General features: G+C 60.0%; 19 protein-coding genes. 12 read left to right on the forward strand and 7 right to left on the reverse strand.

What is annotated here, in order from left to right; genetic code table 11:
• The first annotated feature begins 21 nt into the window (after positions 1 to 21).
• Positions 22 to 1,017: a hypothetical protein gene (locus KI236_RS00700; protein ID WP_212818460.1), complete on the forward strand. Its 996-nt coding sequence runs from the start codon at positions 22 to 24 to the stop codon at positions 1,015 to 1,017.
• Between the two features lie 60 nt (positions 1,018 to 1,077).
• Here the strand turns inward: KI236_RS00700 and KI236_RS00705 are convergent, their stop codons facing one another.
• The 3 genes from KI236_RS00705 to KI236_RS00715 form a co-directional block, all read right to left on the reverse strand.
• A complete protein-coding gene (locus KI236_RS00705) occupies positions 1,078 to 1,323 on the reverse strand; it encodes an IreB family regulatory phosphoprotein (protein WP_212818462.1) in 246 nt (81 codons plus the stop codon).
• A gap of 87 nt (positions 1,324 to 1,410) precedes the next feature.
• A complete protein-coding gene (pheT, locus tag KI236_RS00710; protein WP_212818464.1) occupies positions 1,411 to 3,852 on the reverse strand; it encodes a phenylalanine--tRNA ligase subunit beta in 2,442 nt (813 codons plus the stop codon).
• An 18-nt stretch (positions 3,853 to 3,870) separates the two neighbouring features.
• Positions 3,871 to 4,908 (reverse strand): phenylalanine--tRNA ligase subunit alpha, encoded by a 1,038-nt coding sequence (locus KI236_RS00715; protein ID WP_212818466.1) that lies wholly within the window; start codon positions 4,906 to 4,908, stop codon positions 3,871 to 3,873.
• Between the two features lie 432 nt (positions 4,909 to 5,340).
• Between KI236_RS00715 and KI236_RS00720 the strand changes: the two genes are divergently transcribed.
• The 5 genes from KI236_RS00720 (at position 5,341) to nrdR (ending at position 9,235) form a co-directional block, all read left to right on the forward strand.
• Positions 5,341 to 6,192 carry an NAD(P)H-hydrate dehydratase gene (locus tag KI236_RS00720; protein ID WP_212818468.1) on the forward strand — a complete coding sequence of 284 codons (852 nt, stop codon included), beginning with the start codon at positions 5,341 to 5,343 and terminating at the stop codon, positions 6,190 to 6,192.
• A gap of 100 nt (positions 6,193 to 6,292) precedes the next feature.
• Positions 6,293 to 6,880 carry a hypothetical protein gene (locus KI236_RS00725; RefSeq protein ID WP_212818470.1) on the forward strand — a complete coding sequence of 196 codons (588 nt, stop codon included), beginning with the start codon at positions 6,293 to 6,295 and terminating at the stop codon, positions 6,878 to 6,880.
• Positions 6,881 to 6,893: 13 nt separating this feature from the next.
• On the forward strand, positions 6,894 to 8,063 hold the full coding sequence (gene alr, locus KI236_RS00730) for an alanine racemase (protein ID WP_212818472.1): 1,170 nt from the start codon (positions 6,894 to 6,896) through the stop codon (positions 8,061 to 8,063).
• 148 nt (positions 8,064 to 8,211) lie between these two features.
• Positions 8,212 to 8,577, forward strand: coding sequence for a type II toxin-antitoxin system PemK/MazF family toxin (locus KI236_RS00735; protein WP_212818474.1), 366 nt, complete (start codon positions 8,212 to 8,214; stop codon positions 8,575 to 8,577).
• 205 nt (positions 8,578 to 8,782) lie between these two features.
• Entirely contained in the window at positions 8,783 to 9,235 is a 453-nt protein-coding gene (nrdR, locus tag KI236_RS00740) for a transcriptional regulator NrdR (protein ID WP_212818476.1), read from the forward strand.
• Positions 9,236 to 9,882: 647 nt separating this feature from the next.
• On the opposite strand, the gene KI236_RS00745 is transcribed toward nrdR, so the two are convergent.
• A complete protein-coding gene (locus tag KI236_RS00745) occupies positions 9,883 to 10,263 on the reverse strand; it encodes a DUF4363 family protein (protein ID WP_212818478.1) in 381 nt (126 codons plus the stop codon).
• A complete protein-coding gene (locus KI236_RS00750; protein WP_212818480.1) occupies positions 10,260 to 10,943 on the reverse strand; it encodes a DUF421 domain-containing protein in 684 nt (227 codons plus the stop codon). Before KI236_RS00750 ends, KI236_RS00745 begins: the two co-directional genes overlap by 4 nt.
• Before the next feature lie 320 nt (positions 10,944 to 11,263).
• On the opposite strand from KI236_RS00750, the gene glmS reads away from it, so the two are divergent.
• Positions 11,264 to 13,099, forward strand: coding sequence for a glutamine--fructose-6-phosphate transaminase (isomerizing) (gene glmS, locus KI236_RS00755; protein WP_212818482.1), 1,836 nt, complete (start codon positions 11,264 to 11,266; stop codon positions 13,097 to 13,099).
• Positions 13,100 to 13,111: 12 nt separating this feature from the next.
• A complete protein-coding gene (locus KI236_RS00760) occupies positions 13,112 to 13,516 on the forward strand; it encodes a hypothetical protein (RefSeq protein WP_212818484.1) in 405 nt (134 codons plus the stop codon).
• A 269-nt stretch (positions 13,517 to 13,785) separates the two neighbouring features.
• Here KI236_RS00760 and KI236_RS00765 read toward each other — a convergent pair whose 3' ends face one another.
• Together KI236_RS00765 and ruvX are read right to left on the reverse strand one after the other, a co-directional pair.
• Positions 13,786 to 15,018, reverse strand: coding sequence for a BaiN/RdsA family NAD(P)/FAD-dependent oxidoreductase (locus KI236_RS00765; protein WP_212818486.1), 1,233 nt, complete (start codon positions 15,016 to 15,018; stop codon positions 13,786 to 13,788).
• A complete protein-coding gene (gene ruvX, locus KI236_RS00770) occupies positions 15,015 to 15,440 on the reverse strand; it encodes a Holliday junction resolvase RuvX (RefSeq protein WP_212818488.1) in 426 nt (141 codons plus the stop codon). The genes KI236_RS00765 and ruvX overlap by 4 nt, the downstream gene beginning before the upstream one ends.
• A gap of 288 nt (positions 15,441 to 15,728) precedes the next feature.
• Between ruvX and rpmG the strand changes: the two genes are divergently transcribed.
• The 4 genes from rpmG to rplK all read left to right on the forward strand — a co-directional run bounded on the left by rpmG (position 15,729) and on the right by rplK (position 17,209).
• Positions 15,729 to 15,878 (forward strand): 50S ribosomal protein L33, encoded by a 150-nt coding sequence (gene rpmG, locus KI236_RS00775; RefSeq protein ID WP_022176735.1) that lies wholly within the window; start codon positions 15,729 to 15,731, stop codon positions 15,876 to 15,878.
• A 27-nt stretch (positions 15,879 to 15,905) separates the two neighbouring features.
• The gene (gene secE, locus KI236_RS00780) at positions 15,906 to 16,115 is read left to right on the forward strand and encodes a preprotein translocase subunit SecE (RefSeq protein ID WP_212818490.1); all 210 of its coding nucleotides are present in this window, start codon (positions 15,906 to 15,908) and stop codon (positions 16,113 to 16,115) included.
• Positions 16,116 to 16,125: 10 nt separating this feature from the next.
• Positions 16,126 to 16,650 (forward strand): transcription termination/antitermination protein NusG, encoded by a 525-nt coding sequence (gene nusG, locus KI236_RS00785; RefSeq protein ID WP_212818492.1) that lies wholly within the window; start codon positions 16,126 to 16,128, stop codon positions 16,648 to 16,650.
• Between the two features lie 133 nt (positions 16,651 to 16,783).
• Positions 16,784 to 17,209, forward strand: a complete 426-nt coding sequence (gene rplK / locus KI236_RS00790; RefSeq protein WP_212818494.1) for a 50S ribosomal protein L11 — start codon at positions 16,784 to 16,786, stop codon at positions 17,207 to 17,209.
• Positions 17,210 to 17,219 lie beyond the last annotated feature (10 nt).

Below are 17,219 nucleotides of genomic sequence, written 5' to 3' on the forward strand. Positions count from 1 at the left end.
AAATGAAAGAGAGGGCGAAAAATGAAGAAACTCATTGCCAGTATTTTGATCGTGCTCCTGATGATCCCCACCGTGGCCTTCGCCGAGAGCACCCATACGCTGAGCGAGCTGGACCTGACGGCTTCGGGACACAGCGACAAAACGCTGGAAAACGACGGCTACACCTGGGATGCGGCAAACGCCGTGCTGACGCTGAAGGACATTTCCGTCGGCGGCGATGTCATCCTGCCTAAGAAGGACTGCACCATCAATGTGCAGGGCGAGTGCTATGCCGGCAAGATCTGGAGAAATGATTCCGGCGCAGCCCAAAGCACCACCATCAACGGCTCGGACGGGGCCAAACTGTGGGCTGAAATCGAAGTGTCCGGCGCATTGACGCTGCATAAGCTGACCATGACCGACGGCGAAATTCGCAACCAAACCCCCGGACCTTATCCCAACTATATATTGACCTTGCACGATAGCGCCATCAATCTGCGCAGCCTGAGCTGGATGCCGAATGCGGGTATCGACCTGCACAGCAGCAAGCTCCATGTGGTGATGGCCATGCCGGACAGCATGCCCCAGTTCTGGGTGGAGAAGATCACCATGGATGAAAAGTCCGAGATCGTATCGGATACGAGGCTCATCAACTACGGCCTCTGTGATCTAGCGGACTTCGGCAATGTGCTGAACTATGTGGCCGAGCCTGTGGGCGGCAGGTTCTTTAAGCAGCCCGGCGAGGCAGTTACCATCGTCACCGAGGTGCAGGGAGAGCTGAGTAAGGCGGATCACTTCGTCCTGCGTGCGCCCACCGGCGGCGGTGAGGAAATCCCCGGGGACGGCGGCTCGGAGGCGGGCCCCGGCGGCACTACCGGCGGTACTACTGACACCGGCACAAGCGGCGGCGCCCAGGCCGGTTCAGGCGAGAAGGCTCCGGCCACCGGAGACGGCGGTCTGCTGCTCTACGGTGGGGCTGCGCTGCTGTCTATGAGCGCAGCGGCGGTGCTGCTCTCCCGCAAGAAGAGGGAAAGGTAATAGTTTCGTGAACAGAAAAAGCCCTGCGGACTGTTTTCAGTCCGCAGGGCTTTATCGTTTTTACAGATCCAGATAGCTTTTCACCAGGGCCTGGAGCATCTCGTCCCGGTCCAGCTTGCAGATAAGGGTCCGGGCGCCGTTGTGATTGGTGATATAGGTGGGGTCCTCGGATAGAATGTAGCCAACGATCTGATTAATGGGGTCGTAGCCCTTTTCCTTCAGGGCGTCGTACACAGCCGACAGGATATGATGGGTCTGCTCCTCCCGATCCTCTGCCGTATTGAATTTACGGGTAAATTCATCCATAGGGGACACCGCCTTTCTTGCTTACTGGAAATAGTATATGCTTCTTTTACGAAAAAGTAAAGGGAAAAAGATTTCCCGCCGGGGGTTTTATTTTGCCCGGAGCTCGGCACCCAGGTTTTTCACCAGCTTCTTTACGGCGGAGGCGGCGCAGGCCTCGATCTCGGCGGAGGTGAGGGTCTTTTCCGCAGAGCCGATGGTCAGGCGGATGGTCACGGATTTCTTACCCTCCGGGATCTGCTTGCCGTGGTACTCGTCCACAAAGGAGGCACCGTGGAAAAGCTCGTTGTGGATGCCGGAGAGAATCTTCTGCATATCCGCCCACTTGGTCTGCGCGTCAAAGAGCAGGGAGATGTCGTAGTCCGTCATGGGATACTCGGCCAGGTGGGTGAAGGTGTTGGTGCGGGAGCGGAAGGGGACCAGGGCGTCTGCATCCAGCTCGAAGAGCAGGACACTCAGGTTCTTGATGCCGCAGGCCATGGAGGCCTTTTTATTCAGCAGGGCCAGGTTGCCGATGCGCTTATCGCCCAGGCAGATATTCAGCCACACCACATCGTCGGCCCACAGGGGCTTTTCCTCCTGACGGAAGGTGAAGCCCTCCATGTGGGTGTACCGGGGCATACTCTCGATAACGCCCTTGGCCCGGCGGAAGAGATCGGTGACATTTTTGCTGTCACCGGCGAAGGCACCGGCGATGTTCTTGCGCTGGGAGGGGAGCTTTTCCCGGCTGTCGTAGGGGGTGGTGTAGTCCGCGTCCCGGAACACCTGGGCACACTCGAAGATGGAGAACTCCGTGAAGAAGCGCTCGTTTTTCACCACGGACTTGCACAGGTTGGGCAGCAGCGAGGAGCGGATAAGGCTCTCATCGGGAGAGGGGGGCGTGGAGAGGGAGAGAATGCCGGTGGTATCCTGCAAAATGGCATTTACATACTGGTCGGTCATCCAGGGATAGGTGAAGATCTCCTGCATCCCGTAGCGGATGGCCAGATACTCCTTGATGCGGCGCTCCAAGTCCTTATCCAGCTGGTTGATGGCCCCGTCAAAGGAGGTGGTGATGGGGGCGGCCCGGAAGTTCTCGTACCCGTACATACGGGCCACCTCCTCCATAATATCCGCCTTGATGGACACATCGCCGGTGGAGCGCCAGGTGGGGACCACAATGTGGAGGTTATCGCCGTCAAAGGTCAGGCTGTAGCCCAGCTCGCCCAGCTTTTTAGCAATATCCTCATTGGGGATGCGCTTGCCCAGGCGGCGCTCCAGCCAGTTCAGGGAAACATCGATTTCCGCCTGCTGCAGCTTATGGGGATAGCAGTCCACAAAGCCCGTGACCTTCATCTCCGGATAAAGCTCCGCAAACAGGGCCATGGACAGGTCCAGAGCCTGGTCGCAGCGCTCGGGATCAACGGCCTTTTCATACCGGGCCGAGGCCTCGGTGCGGTTGTCATAGCGCAGGGCTGTGCGGCGGATGCCCGCAGCCTGGAAGTTGGCTATCTCCAAAATCACCTTGTTGGTGGTGGGGAGGATGGAGTCCTTGGCGCCGCCCATGACGCCAGCCAGGCCCACCACCCCGGCATCGTCGGCGATGACCAGGTCGTCCGTGGACAGGGGCAGATCCTTGCCGTTGAGCAGCTGGAGCTTTTCGCCTTCTCCGGCCCGGCGGACGATGATGTGGCCGGCGATATGGTCGGAGTCGTAGGCGTGGGAGGGCTGACCCGTGGCCAGCATCACATAGTTGGTAATATCTACCAGGGCGTTGATGGGGCGCATACCCACCTTCCAAATGCGGCTGCGCATCCAGTAGGGGGCGGGCTTTACGCTCAGGCCCTCGATCTGCGTGCCGGTCATCCGGGGGCAGCGGTCGCTGTCCTCCACGGTGATGGTAAGGCCTGCGGTGTTTTTAACGGTCCGGTCAAAGGGGGGCAGGGGATTCATGGGCAGATCGTACAGGGCCGCGATCTCCCGGGCAATGCCGTAGTGACCCCAGAGGTCCGGGCGGTTGGTCATGGATTTATTGTCGATCTCCAGGATGATGTCGTGGAGGTCCAGGGCGTCGGCCAGGGGCGTCCCGGCGGGGGCGTCAAAGTCCGACAGGTCCAGGATGGTGGCCTCCTCCGTGAAGGGGAAGAGGTCAAACAGGCCAATCTCGCTGCTGGCGCAGATCATGCCGTAGCTCTCCACGCCCCGGAGCTTGGAGACCTTGATCTCCACCGGCTCCCCCTCGCCGTGCCAGCGGCAGTGGGCCCCGGGCAGGGCCACGGCCACCTTCATGCCGTCCCGGAGATTGATGCCGCCGCACACGATGTCCTTTATCTCGCCGCCGATGTCCGTTTTGCAAACCCGGAGCTTATCGGCATTGGGGTGCTGCTGCACCTGCTGCACGACGCCTATCACCATGTTGCGGAAGCTTTCGGACAGATCCGTGGCGTCCTCCACCTCCACGGTGGACATGGTCAGATCGTAGGAAAGGCGCTTGAGGTCCATATCGTCAGGGAGCTTTACATAGTCCTTGACCCAGTTCAGAGAAACTTTCATTGTGTAAAACCCTCCTTATTAATGGAACTGCTTCAAAAAGCGCAGGTCGGCGCTGTGGAACAGGCGCACATCGTCCACGCCGTAGCGCATCATCACCAGGCGGTCCAGGCCGATGTTTACATAGAAACCGGTGTACTCATCCGGGTCCAGACCCGCCGCCCGGAGAACATTGGGGTGGGGGGTGCCGCCGGGCATGATCTCGATCCAACCCACCTGCTTGCACACCGAGCAGCCCTTGCCGCCGCAGACCAGGCAGCCCATGTCAATTTCAAACCCCGGCTCCACGAAGGGGAAGAAGCCTGCCCGCATCCGAACGGGGACCTCCCGGCCAAAGACCTTGGAGAGAATGCTCTGGATCATCACCTTGCCGGAGGCGAAGGTGAAGTCCTTGTCCACGATCAGAGCCTCATACTGGAAGAAGGCACGCTCGTGGCGGGCATCGGTGGTCTCGTTGCGGTACACCCGGCCGGGGTACACGAAGCGATAGGGGGGCTTGTGGGTCTGCATATAGCGCACGGAGCCGCCGGTGAGGTGGGGGCGCAGGCAGAGCTTGTCCCAGCACTCGCCCTTGTCATGGCCCGCCAGCCAATAGGTGTCCATGCTCTCCCGGGCGGGATGGTTGGGGGGAAAGTTCAGATTGTCAAAGCCGTAGAGCTCGCTGGTGATGTCGTCCTCCTCGTAGATTTCAAAGCCCATGGAGCGGAAGGCATCGTTGAGGTCGTAGCACATCTGGGTGATGGGGTGCAGCCCTCCGGCGGGAGGCAGATAGCCGGGGACGGAGATGTCGAAGTCCGCGTCAATCTGGGAAGCCTTCAGCTTCAGGTCGTTTCGGTGCTGCTCGATAAGCTCGGTGAGCTGGGCCTTGGCCTGGTTCACGGCCTTACCCATCTCCGGACGCAGGGAAACATCCAGCTTGGGCACCTCCTTCAGCAGCGCCGTCAGGCCGCCCTGCTTGCCCAAAATGGCGGCCTTGATGTCCTGCAGCTCCGTCTCGTTTTTCGCCGACAGAATTTTTTCCCTGCCCTCCCGGAGCAGTTCATTCAGCTTTTCTTTCATCAGCAATGATTCCTCCTCATTAAAAGTGAGATTCGTTTTGGGGATAAAAAAAATACCTTTCCTCCCCAAAATAAGGGACGAAAGGCATACAGCGTTCCGTGGTACCACCCAAATTCGCAGGAAAGCCCTGCGCACTCGTTTCCCCATAACGGAGGATGACCCGGCTGCGCATTTCCTCGCAGCAGCTCCCGGGCGAACACCGCAGACGGCTACGGGCCAGCTTGCAGCCGGTGACTGGCCCTCTCTTGGAAGCCGGGAAGGTGCGGATTTTCCCATTCGACGCTTTTCAGATTCTAATATGTACATTTATACCATATTTTTTTCCGCATTTCAAGGAAAATTTCTCGGTACATCGACGAAAAAATATCGCCTATGGGAGAAAAAAGTGCTATACTATGACCAAGTATTTTAGCCTGAAGGGAGGCGATGGGTATGGAGACCATTACAGCATCCCGGGTGTGCAGCATTCTGCCCCGGCGGGATCCGGCGGGACACAAGGGCGATTTCGGAAAGCTTTTGTGCGTGTGCGGCAGCGTGGGCTATACCGGGGCGCCTGTCTTTGCCAGCCGGGCGGCGGTGCGTACCGGGGCGGGCCTGGTGTTTCTGGCGGTGCCGGAGCAGGTGTGGCCTGTGGTGGCGGTGAAGAGTGAAGAGGCCATGCCCTTTCCTCTGCCGGAGACGGCGGAGGGCAGGTTCTCCCTGCTGGCGGAGGAGCCCATCCGGCAGCGGGCGGCCTCCTGCGACGCGGTGCTCATTGGCTGCGGCCTGGGCCGGGATCGGCAGACAGATGCCCTGGTGCGAAAGCTACTGGATATAGACAGGCCCCTGGTGCTGGACGCCGACGGGCTGAACGCCCTGGATGGCTGCCCGGAGCAGCTGCAAAGGCGGACTGCGCCCACGGTGCTGACACCCCATGAGGGGGAGTTTCTCCGGCTGGGGGGCGACCTCTCCCGGGGACGGGAAGCGGCTGCGGCGGCATTTTCCCGAAAATACGGCGTATACTTGGTGCTGAAGGGACACCGCACCCTGGTGGCGGACCCGGAGGGACGGCTGGCCGTGAACGAGACCGGCAACAGCGGCATGGCCAAGGGCGGCAGCGGCGATGTGCTGGCGGGGATGATCGTATCTCTGCTGGGCCAGGGCTGCGGGACCTTCGACGCCTGCTGCGCGGCGGTGTGGCTCCACGGCCGGGCCGGAGACCGGGCGGCGGCGGACAAGGGCGAGCGGGGCATGACCCCCACGGACCTGCTGGAGCAGATACCCTATGCCATGAAAAATTTATAAATGAATATAGAAAGAATGTCATTCGGTGTGCGCACTGGTTGCGCAATGACAACGCTTTGGGATGCGGAGAGCCTTTCAAATCATTCGGGAGGGCGATACCGTGAAAAAATATTTGCTATTACTTTTACCCCTGTGCCTGCTGCTGTCCGGCTGCGGCCATTCTAAGCGGGAGGCGGTGCAGGACTATTATGCCTCCATCCGCACGGCGCAGGCGGAGGCGCAGATCGTGGTACACCTGGACACGGACGACCGCACCTTTACCGTGTCGGCGGCCTATGACCGGCAGCGGGGAACGACCACCACCATTCTGGAGCCGGAGACTCTTCGGGGCCTCAGTGCCACCGTTACGGCGGAGGAGCTGCAGCTGCTCTACGACGGCAGCGTGTGGGCTGCCGGGGACGGAGGAAATCTCTCCGCCGCCAACGCCGTGCAGCTCGCTCTGTATGCGGCGGGACAGGGGTTCGTGACCCGGGAGGGGACGGATAAGATCGGCACTCTGGAGTACCTGCTTCTCACCTGCGAGGCAACGGACGGGGCGGGAGAGACCTACGCCTGTACCCTCTGGATGCAGCCGGAGAGCTTTGCGCCCTACGCCGCGGAGCTGAGCCGGGAGGGCAAGGTGCTGCTGACGGTGACATTTACACAATTTACTTGCCAGATGGAAGAAGATACGGAAGAAAGTACATGAAAGAGGCGACGGTATGGAATCTACACTGCGGAGGACCTGGGCGGTCATTGATCTGGACGCCCTGGGGGAAAACTATGAAAAGCTGCGCCGGCACATCGGCCCGGATGTGAAGTTTTTGGGCGTGGTGAAGGCGGATGCCTACGGCCACGGGGCCATTCGGGTGGCGGAGGTGCTGGAGAAAAGGGGGGCGGACTACCTGGCTGTCAGCAGCATCGACGAGGCCATGGAGCTGCGGCTGGGGGGCATTGCTATGCCCATTCTGATCCTGGGCCACACCCCCAAGGAGCAGGTGGAAAAGCTCATCGAAAACCACATCACCCAGGCCGTTACCTGCAAGGCTAAGGCACTGGAGTATAGCGAAGAAGCTGTCCGCTGCGGCGGCACGCTGAGGGTGCATATTAAGGTGGACACGGGGATGTCACGCCTGGGATACCTGGTCAGCGGGGCGCATTTTGAAAGCGGCGTGGAGGGCATTTGCGAGGCCTGCCGCCTGCCGGGGCTGGACGCCGAGGGTATCTTTACCCACTTCGCCGTGTCCGACGAGGAGGACCGGGAGAGCCGGGCATACACCCGGGAGCAGTTCGAGCTGTTTACATCGGTCATTGAAAAAGCGGAGGAGAAGCTGGGGCGGAAGTTTGCCTTGCGTCACTGCGCCAACACCGGGGCCGTGGCCTACTGGCCGGAGATGATGCTGGACATGGTGCGCCCGGGCCTGCTGCTCTACGGCTACGGCGACGGGGCAAGGAGGCTGGGCCTGCGCCCGGTGATGCGTCTGATGACCAGCGTCAGCACCATTAAGGTTTACGAGCCGGGTACCTCCGTCAGCTATGGGCGCATATTTAAGACGGAGCGCACCACCCGCATGGGCGTGGTGCCCTATGGCTATGCCGACGGATTTTTCCGCTGCCTGTCAAATCGGTGCAGCCTCATGACCGCCTATGGCCCGGCACCCCAGCGGGGACGCATCTGCATGGATATGTGCATGATCGACCTGACGGATCTGCCGGAGGTGGATGTAGGCGACGAGATCGAAATTTTCGGGCCGGAGAACCCGGTGGAAAGGCTGGCGGACCTGGCCGGGACCATCCCCTATGAGCTGACCTGCGCCGTAAGTAAGCGGGTGCCGAGAGTGTACATCGAAAACGGAAAAGAGACAGAGCGGGAGCTGCTGCTGCGGTTTTAAGGGAACCGGCGGAAGGCTATCTGCATAGACTGATATGGGACGGACACGGCACGGTTTTTTCCGTGGGGCGTATAATTTCGCAGACTGCGTGGGACAATGAAAGTGACCCGGCAAAACGGGTACTTCTTTCCGGCGGAGTGTGAACCTTGTGGAATCAACTGTCAGACGAGGCGAAATATATTATGCCGATCTCAGCCCGGTGGTGGGCAGCGAGCAGGGAGGTGTGCGGCCTGTGCTGATCGTGCAGAACGATACCGGCAACCGACACAGCCCTACCATCATCGCCGCAGCTATTACCTCCCGCACCGGCAAGGCCAAGCTGCCCACGCACATTGAGCTGCCCGGGCAGAGCAGCGGTCTGCCCCGGGACTCCATCATCCTGCTGGAGCAGATACGGACCCTGGATAAAAAGCGACTTCGGGAGAAGATGGGCCGGGTGGAGGATGACATCATGCAGCAGGTGGACGCGGCCATCGCCGTGTCCTTCGGGCTGGCCCAGGAGCGTTTGGTATGAGCAGCGCCTACATACCGGACGGGGACAAGTGAAAAAACGGGAGGGGTAACAGACGGCGCCCTTCCCGTTTTTCATAGCATGGTTACAAAAAAGAACTACCATATCTTGACGGAGTGTGGTACAATAGTCAAACACCGAATAGTATGCGCATTCCGCCCCGTTTTCCGGCCTGCCGGAGGGAGCGGATGGAAAGGGGAGAAAAACCATGAAATGTCCCTATTGCGGATTTTCCGAGAGCAAGGTGGTAGACTCCCGCCCTGCCGACGAGGGTAGTATCCGCCGCCGCCGGGAGTGCCTGCAATGCGAGCGGCGCTTTACCACCTACGAGACGGTGGAGAGCCTGCCCATGGTGGTCATCAAAAAGGATGGCAGCCGCCAGACCTTTGACCGCAGCAAGGTGCTCCGGGGTATCCAGCGCAGCTGCGAGAAGCGGCCTGTGCCCGTGGCGGACATGGAGCGCATGGCCCTGGAGATCGAGCAGGAGCTGCAGAACAAGCTGGAGCGGGAGATCAGCACGGAGCTGGTGGGCGAGATGGTCATGGACAAGCTGAAAAAGGCCGATGAGGTGGCCTATGTGCGCTTTGCCTCCGTGTACAGGCAGTTTAAGGACATCAATACCTTCATGAGCGAGCTGAATAAGCTGCTCAGCGAGAAGTGAGCGAAAGTCTCCCTTGCCTAAAGAGGGGGCCGACTGGGTGATTTTTCCCCACCGCACCGGCAAGGCACGCGGGCCCTGCCCTGCAAAGCGTTGCGTTATCGGGCCGGGCGGACAGAGTCGTCCGCCCCTACAAACCGATCCGTAGGGGCCGATGCCTACATCGGCCCGCCCACCGCACCACCAATAATGCGTCCGTAGGGGCCGTCGGTTGCTCACCGTCGTGCCCGCGAATCGACTGGCACTTCCTCGAAACCGGCTGGCTTCTTCCGCCGCTGGCGGTGCTTCGCCGATTTCCCCGCCTGCGGGAGGGGCAGAGCCCCTCCCCTACGCACTCCCTGTTACGCTTCCGTAGGGCGGAGTGCCCCACCCCGCCGCCCGGTCACGCACCGTACTTCTTGTGCCTGTGTAGGGGCGACCCTTGCGGTCGCTCGTCGCCTGAGTAAAACGGGGCGATGTGGGCATCGCCCCCTACGAAGCTCTATCGGTGAATGGCGTGTAGGGGCGGACGCCCCTGTCCGCCCGGCTGGTTTACCTTACAATATATTTCGCAGCCGCCCGGTCACGCACGGCACTTCTTGCAACCTGTCATTGCGAAGCCAGTGCGCACACTGGCTGTGGCAATCCGTACTCTCCGCGAACTCTGAAACCTACAATATATTCCGCAGCGAAAGCCCCTGGTTTTCACCCAGGATGGCCAAACGGGCGGAGAGCTCTGCCATGTCCGCGGGCAGCTCCGCGTCATCCTCCAGCGCCGCAAAGGCGCTGCACCGGCGCAGCAGGGTCTCCACCTCGTCCAGCTCCTGGTGCTCGGCCAGCATGTGCAGCCGATTCTGTTTTTCCTGCCACTGGTCGTTGAGGTCAGCCAAAATGTCCTGTGCCTGCCCCCAGTCCGACCGCTTCACCGCGCTCTCCGCCAGGGAAAGCTGCGCCTGCCATGCCTGGGCATAGTGCCGTATGCTGCTGCCCCCGTACAGCGACAGGAGAAATGTTACCAGCAGTATAAATATCGGTATGCGGAACGACTTCATTTTGCGTCCTCCTTCACAATGCATACAGTCTCTCCCCGTTCATCCACGCTTAAAAGAAACACCTGGTGGGGGGAGGAAACGCCGTTTTGGTCAAGCTGCTTTTGAAGCCACGCTTCGTCCCGGCCTGCCCGGCGCAGCTGGTCCGTCAGAAGGCGGCCATCGTTGATGATGACTGTGGGGAGAAACACATCGTCCTCGTAGGTCAGGCCCAGCTGATAGGGCGTAGCGGGCTGGGCCACGGTGCGCAGCAGCACCGACAGCTGCCCGCCGGTCTCCAAAATGGCGTACTTGACATCGCTTATATCCGTGACGCCCTGGGTGCGCAGCTCCTCAAAAAGCTCATCCAGAGTCAGGCGGTTGTGGCGCATGGCATCCTGCTGGAGCTTTCCGTCCCGGATAATCACGGCAGGGCGGCCGCAGATGAGCCGCCGAAAGCGCACATGACGCAGACTCAGGCAGCTTAAAAGCATACTCATGCACAGCAGCGTTATAATGGGAATGACCCCGTTCAGCAGCGGAATGCCAAAGTCCTGCATAGGCACCGAGGCCAGGTCCGACAGCAGCATGGTCAGCACCAGCTCAATGGGCTCCAGCTCCCCAATCTGCCGCTTGCCGGTGAGACGAAGGCCCACAATGAGCAGCAGATAGAGAATAACGGTCCTGAAAAAAGCGGTCATCATACGGTATACCCCCTTTCCGGCAGTATTTGCCCCGGGAGGTAGAAATATACATTTTTTGTTAACACAGAGAAGAAAGGAGACCATGGGGCGACCCATCACAAGCGCCAGTGCCCGTCTCAGGCGGGACGACGAGGAGGAGAGAGTATCGAGTTTTTCGGCGGAAGCTCTCCCGTACCGTCCGGGTACGCACACAGCCGGTAAATATGCGGGTGACCGCAAAACAGAGAGGCTGTGGCCGGACAGGAATGACAAATGTCTGTGTGTTTGTCCTTCCGGTTGTTAAATTTCAGAAAACGAAACGATCAGGAGGAACCATTTATATGTGTGGAATCGTAGGATATGTTGGCAAGGAGCAGGCGGCTCCCATTCTGCTGGACGGCTTGCAGCGCTTGGAATACCGGGGCTATGACTCCGCCGGTGTGGCGGTATTCGGTCCCGCAGGGTTGCAGGTGAAGAAGTCCAAGGGCCGCTTGCAGGTGCTGAAGGATCTGACCCATGACGGCGCAGATCTGCCCGGCAACCTGGGCATCGGCCACACCCGCTGGGCCACCCACGGCGAGCCCAACGATGTTAACGCCCATCCCCAGGTGAGCCGCAGTGGCCGCATCGCCGTGGTACACAACGGCATCATCGAGAATTTTTCGGAGCTGAAGGGTCAGCTGCTGCACAAGGGCTACCAGTTCAAATCCGAGACGGACACCGAGGTGGTGGCCCAGCTTCTGGACTACTATTTCAGCCAGTGCGGCGACATGGTGGAGGCTGTGCGGCGGATGCTCAATGCCGTGGAGGGGGCCTATGCCCTGGGCATCGTGTCCGCCGACGCACCGGACCGGCTCATTGCCGCCCGGAAGGACGCACCGCTGCTGCTGGGCTACGGCGAGGGGGAGAGCTTCATCGCCTCCGATGTCACCGCTATCATCCGCCATACCCGGGACATCTCCTACATGGAGGACGGCGAAATGGCCGTGCTGACCCGGGACGGCATCACCGTGTATAACGAACAGGGCCAGCCCGTGACCAAGAAGCATCACCATGTGGACTGGGACATCGGCGCCGCCGAAAAGGGCGGCTATGCCCACTTTATGCTCAAGGAGATCTTTGAGCAGCCCCGGGCGATCCGGGAGGCCACCGCTGCCCGGCTCCAGGGAGGGCGGGTCATTTTGCAGGACCTGACCATGACCGAGGAGGAAATTCGCAACATCGGGCGCATTATCATCATTGCCTGCGGCTCGTCTTACCATGTGGGCATGGTGGGCAAGTATAACCTGGAGCGGATGCTCCGGCGCAGCGTGGAGGTGGTACTGGCCTCCGAGTTCCGCTACAGTGATCCCATTGTAAAGCGGGGCGACCTGGTCATTGCCATCAGCCAGTCCGGCGAGACCCTGGATACCATGGCCGCCCTGCGGGAGGCCAAGAAGCGGGGGGCGCGCATCCTCTCCATTGTGAATGTGGTGGGTTCGTCCATCGCCCGGGAGTCGGATGATGTGCTTTACACCTGGGCAGGCCCCGAGATCGCCGTGGCCACCACCAAGGCGTATAGCACCCAGATGGCCGTGCTGAATATGTTGGGGCTGTATTTTGCCGATATTCTGGGCACCATTGACCGCCAGACCTACAGCGAAATGGTCCGGGATATGCAGCGGGTGCCGGAATATATCGAGAAGATTCTGGAATCCGCCGAGAGCATCCACGACATTGCCAGGGAGATCTGCAAGAGCGAGGATGTGTTCTTTATCGGCCGCAACCTGGACTATGCCCTGTCTCTGGAGGGCAGCCTGAAGCTGAAGGAAATTTCCTATATCCACTCCGAGGCCTATGCCTCCGGCGAGCTGAAGCACGGGACCATTTCCCTTATTGTGGACGGAACTCTGGTCATCGCCCTGGGGACCTATGGACCCCTGTTTGACAAGGCCCTGAGCAATGTGGTGGAGGTGCAGGCCCGAGGCGCTAAGGTCCTGGCCCTGACCACCCAGACCCACGCCGAGGAGATGGGCCGCCATGTACCTATGGTCATGACCATTCCGGATATTCATGAGATGCTGCTGCCTCAGCTGGGCGTGGTGCCGCTGCAGCTGCTGGCCTATTACATCGCCCTGGAGCGGGGCTGCGACATCGACAAGCCCCGGAACCTGGCCAAGAGCGTCACAGTGGAGTAAACGGGAGGCGCTATGTTTCATCTAGCCATTGTGTTTATGCCGGTACTGCTGCTGGGACTGGGAATCGCCATTATTGCAACGCTCCTCACGGGGCTTGGGCTGCTCCTGGCGGCGCTGGCGGGCGGGGCCTCTGTGGCGCTGCTGGTGCAGGATAAGAGCCTGAAGCGGCTCCTGCTGCTGGGCTGCGGCGTCCTGGCCCTGGCGGGCATCGCCTGTGTGGGGCTGGTGCTGAATCTGCCGTATTTTATAGCGGCACTGTGCTGCCTGGGAGCGGTGGCCCTGGCCATTGCGGGCCTGTGCGGATGCAGGGGCATCGCCAATAAATACGGCCGGGTGGGCGGCACCCTGCTCTTCGCCTTTGCCGCTGCCGCAGCGCTGCTTTTCGGCATTATCGTTGTGGCCATGGGAATAGGTTAAACTGCATAGATTAAAGCCTCAAAAAAGCCTCGCAGAGTTTGCCGCCCGCAGGCGGCAAAGAAATGAAATCATTTTCTCTCGCGACATGTGCGTGAGAGAAAATACCTCTCAGGCTGCCAGTGTGGAATTTTTGCGCACGGCGCAAAAATTATGCGCGCAGCAGACTGTGAGCCTTTTGTCGGAAAAACCCGGAGGGTTTTTCGACAGTATGAAAGCCCATGCTTTCGTTTTCTGAAAGCATGGGCTTTTTGACACGCTACCGGAGAAATTCAAAGAAGCCTTCCGGCCAGGCGGGCGCTGGACCAGGCCCACTGGAGGTTGTAGCCGCCGCAGTCGCCGTCTACATCCAGCAGCTCGCCGCAGGCATAAAGGCCCGGGATCAGGCGGCTTTGCAGGGTATGGGGGTCAAACTCCGATGTATCCAGGCCCCCGGCGGTGACCTGGGCCTGGTCAAAGCCGCAGGTGCCGGTGACGGGGAGAGGGAAGTCCTTGCATAGGCCGGCCAGCAGGGTCAGGTCTTGCTCCGTCAGGGCGCGCAGAGCTGCGGCGGGGGAGAGACCGGCGGCCTTTACCACCACCTGCCCCAGACGGCTGTGGAGGACCCCGGCGAAGATTGTCCCGGCGGTCTGCTCCGTAGGAGCGTCCGCTTTTTTAGCGTCCCGGCGGGCCCGGAGATGACAGAGAATTTTCTCTGCACTCTTTTCTGCCCACAGATCCAGATGCAGGGTCAGGCCGTCGCCGCCGGTGGAGGCATAGCGGGAAATTTCAAATACCGCGGGGCCGCTGACGCCGTACTCGGTGAAGAGGATTTCCCCCTCATTTTCGGCCAAAACCCGGCTGCCCCGGCGGAGGGTCAGGCGGGCGGGGGTTTTGACGCCCTTGAGAGCCCGGGGATAAGTGGGGTCGGTCTTTATCTGCACCAGGGAGGGATACAGGGCCGTGCGGTGGTGGCCCAGGGACTTGGCCAGCTTATAGCCGTCCAGCACCCCGCCCACCTTGCTGCCCGCCGCGCCGCCGCAGGCCAGAATCACCTTATCTATGTTGGTGTATTTTTCTCCGGAGAGGAAGGCGGCGGCGAAGGTGTCGCCCTTTTTGCGCAGGTCGGCCACGCCGTCTCCGGAGAGCAGGTGCAGCCGGGGATGCTCCAGGGCATAGCGTAGGACATCCAGGACAGAGTTGGCCATGTTGGAGCGGGGGTAGATTTTGCCGTCCGGCTCCGTCACCGTCTCCAATCCCAGGGCGGCAAAGTAGGCCAAAGTGGACGAGACCGGAAACTGCTCCAGGGCATAGCGGCAGAAATCCGGGTCCCGGCCATGGTAGTGGTGGGGGGCGGCGTGGAGGTTGGAGAGGTTGCAGCGGCCGTTGCCGGTAGAGAGGAGCTTGCGGCCCACCCGGGCCTGACGCTCGGAGAGGAGGACGGTGTTTTGCGGGTCCTCCAGGGCCGTTAGAGCGGCCAGCATTCCGGCGGCGCCGCCACCGACTATGAGAACGGTTTGGCTCATGGCTCCGCCTCCAGTCTGCGCCGGGTGAGATAGCCCTCCAGCATGAGGCTGGCGGCCACGGCGTCCACGATCTTCTTGCGCTGCTTGCCGTTTTTACCGTTTCCGAAGAGGATGGCGTGGGCCTCCACGGTGCTGCGGCGCTCATCCCAAAGCACCAGGGGAAGGCCCGTGGTCTCCTGGAGGATTTCCCCCAGGGCGGCACATTTTTCAGCCCGGGGGCCCAGGGTGCCGTCCATATTCTTGGGATACCCCAGGACCAGGCGCTCCACGCCGTGTTCAGCGATGAGGGACTGAATTTGCGCTACCACCTCCTCCTGGCGGCGGGTGTTTATGACCGTGGTGAAGCCTGCCAGAGTCTCCAAACGGTCGGAGATGGCGATGCCGGTGTGGGCGTCGCCGTAGTCGATGGCCATAATTTTCATGAAAAAATCCTCTCAAAAAGCCGTCGGGCGGCATTTTTTCTTTATAATACCACGCAGGGGGCAGGGATGGCAACAATTCCGATGATTTTCCCACAAAAAAATGCGAAATTTTTGCAAAAAACAGGTTGACCGCATGGAAAAAGAGTGCTAGAATAGACATTACCTGTGAGTAGGGCTTTCTTTTTGCGCGCTTTTCGCTTCAGCGCCGGGAAAAGGAGACCCTGCAGACCAGGGAGGCAAACGGCTGCGCCGAGAGGCCGGCCCAATCTAATAAGGAGGTGCCGTTAGATGCGCGTGAAGATTACTTTGAGATGCAACGAGTGCAAGCAGAGAAACTACAACACGATGAAGAACAAGAAGAACAGTCCTGATCGTCTCGAGATGAACAAGTATTGCCCCTTCTGCAGAAAGCATACGGTTCACACCGAAACCAAGTGATTGGATGAAAAGAAAGGTTGTGTAACGATGGCAGAGGCTAACAAGAAAGACCGCGGCAAGTGGTTCCGCGAGATGAGAAGCGAGCTGAAGAAGGTCGTTTGGCCCGATGGCAAGACGACGGCGAAGAACACCGGCACGGTGATCCTGTGCTCTCTGGGCGTAGGCGTGTTCATTTGGGTGTTTGACGCAGTGGCCGTGCTGGCCGTGAAGACCCTGGTCAGCCTGTTCGCAGCTTAAGGAGCGGAGCATGGCTGATAACGCAAAGTGGTATGTACTCCACACCTATTCCGGCTACGAAAATGCGGTAAAGGCCGCCATTGAAAAGTCCGTGACCAATCGCGGCCTGGAGGATATGATCCATAAGATGGAGATCCCCATGGAGACCGTGACCGAGGTGACGGAGTCGGGCGTGATGAAAGAAGTGGAACGCAAGGTGTTTCCCGGTTATGTACTCATTAAAATGGTGCTGACCGACGACACCTGGCATTTGGTCCGCAACATCCGCGGCGTCACCGGCTTCGTGGGCGAGGCGAATAAGGCCATTCCCCTTACGGAAGAAGAAGTGGCCGCATTAGGCGTGGAAAAGCACGAGATCGTGGTGCTGTATCATGTGGGCGACACCGTGAAGATCACGGAGGGCCCTCTGGCCAGCTTCACCGGTACCGTGGAGGAGATCGAGCCCGAGAAGAACAAGGTCCGGGTCGTGGTCTCCATGTTTGGCAGAGAGACCCCGGTCGAGCTGGAGCTGGACCAGGTAGAGGTTCTGCCCTGAGGCGCAGCAGACTCTGCGCGGGCCGGAGCATGACCACTCCGGCACAAGTGGGAGAGGCGCATGGGTGTCTCGCCAAAAGCGACCGCGGCATTAGGCCCGTCGCTACCACATTATGAAAAAGGAGGTGCCTATTATGGCACAGAAAGTCGTTGGTTATGTAAAGCTGCAGATCCCTGCAGGTAAAGCAACTCCCGCACCCCCCGTTGGCCCCGCTCTGGGCCAGCACGGCGTGAACATCGCCGCTTTCACCAAGGAGTTCAATGAGCGGACGAAGAACGATATGGGCCTGGTTATCCCCGTGGTCATCACGGTGTATGCCGACCGCTCCTTCTCCTTCATTACCAAGACTCCCCCCGCTGCCGTTCTTATCAAGAAGGAGTGCAACATTGAGTCCGGTTCCGGCGTTCCCAACAAGGAGAAGGTCGCTACCATTTCCAAGGCCTCCATTCAGAAGATCGCAGAGCTGAAGATGCGTGATTTGAACGCTGCTTCCCTGGAAGCCGCTATGAGCATGATCGCTGGTACCGCACGCTCCATGGGCGTTGTCGTCGGTGAATAAGGAGGGTGTA

This window comes from Vescimonas fastidiosa, assembly GCF_018326305.1.
GTDB classification, from domain to species: domain Bacteria; phylum Bacillota; class Clostridia; order Oscillospirales; family Oscillospiraceae; genus Vescimonas; species Vescimonas fastidiosa.

Coding starts and splice junctions, on each gene's coding strand:
- alr (WP_212818472.1), top strand. CDS start 6,894: ATGGAATCTACACTGCGGAGGACCTGGGCGGTCATTGATCTGGACGCC.
- KI236_RS00745 (WP_212818478.1), bottom strand. CDS start 10,263: ATGAAGTCGTTCCGCATACCGATATTTATACTGCTGGTAACATTTCTC.
- ruvX (WP_212818488.1), bottom strand. CDS start 15,440: ATGAAAATTATGGCCATCGACTACGGCGACGCCCACACCGGCATCGCC.
- KI236_RS00715 (WP_212818466.1), bottom strand. CDS start 4,908: ATGAAAGAAAAGCTGAATGAACTGCTCCGGGAGGGCAGGGAAAAAATT.
- KI236_RS00700 (WP_212818460.1), top strand. CDS start 22: ATGAAGAAACTCATTGCCAGTATTTTGATCGTGCTCCTGATGATCCCC.
- glmS (WP_212818482.1), top strand. CDS start 11,264: ATGTGTGGAATCGTAGGATATGTTGGCAAGGAGCAGGCGGCTCCCATT.
- KI236_RS00760 (WP_212818484.1), top strand. CDS start 13,112: ATGTTTCATCTAGCCATTGTGTTTATGCCGGTACTGCTGCTGGGACTG.
- KI236_RS00750 (WP_212818480.1), bottom strand. CDS start 10,943: ATGATGACCGCTTTTTTCAGGACCGTTATTCTCTATCTGCTGCTCATT.
- KI236_RS00765 (WP_212818486.1), bottom strand. CDS start 15,018: ATGAGCCAAACCGTTCTCATAGTCGGTGGCGGCGCCGCCGGAATGCTG.
- nusG (WP_212818492.1), top strand. CDS start 16,126: ATGGCTGATAACGCAAAGTGGTATGTACTCCACACCTATTCCGGCTAC.
- pheT (WP_212818464.1), bottom strand. CDS start 3,852: ATGAAAGTTTCTCTGAACTGGGTCAAGGACTATGTAAAGCTCCCTGAC.
- secE (WP_212818490.1), top strand. CDS start 15,906: ATGGCAGAGGCTAACAAGAAAGACCGCGGCAAGTGGTTCCGCGAGATG.
- rpmG (WP_022176735.1), top strand. CDS start 15,729: ATGCGCGTGAAGATTACTTTGAGATGCAACGAGTGCAAGCAGAGAAAC.
- rplK (WP_212818494.1), top strand. CDS start 16,784: ATGGCACAGAAAGTCGTTGGTTATGTAAAGCTGCAGATCCCTGCAGGT.
- KI236_RS00705 (WP_212818462.1), bottom strand. CDS start 1,323: ATGGATGAATTTACCCGTAAATTCAATACGGCAGAGGATCGGGAGGAG.
- nrdR (WP_212818476.1), top strand. CDS start 8,783: ATGAAATGTCCCTATTGCGGATTTTCCGAGAGCAAGGTGGTAGACTCC.
- KI236_RS00720 (WP_212818468.1), top strand. CDS start 5,341: ATGGAGACCATTACAGCATCCCGGGTGTGCAGCATTCTGCCCCGGCGG.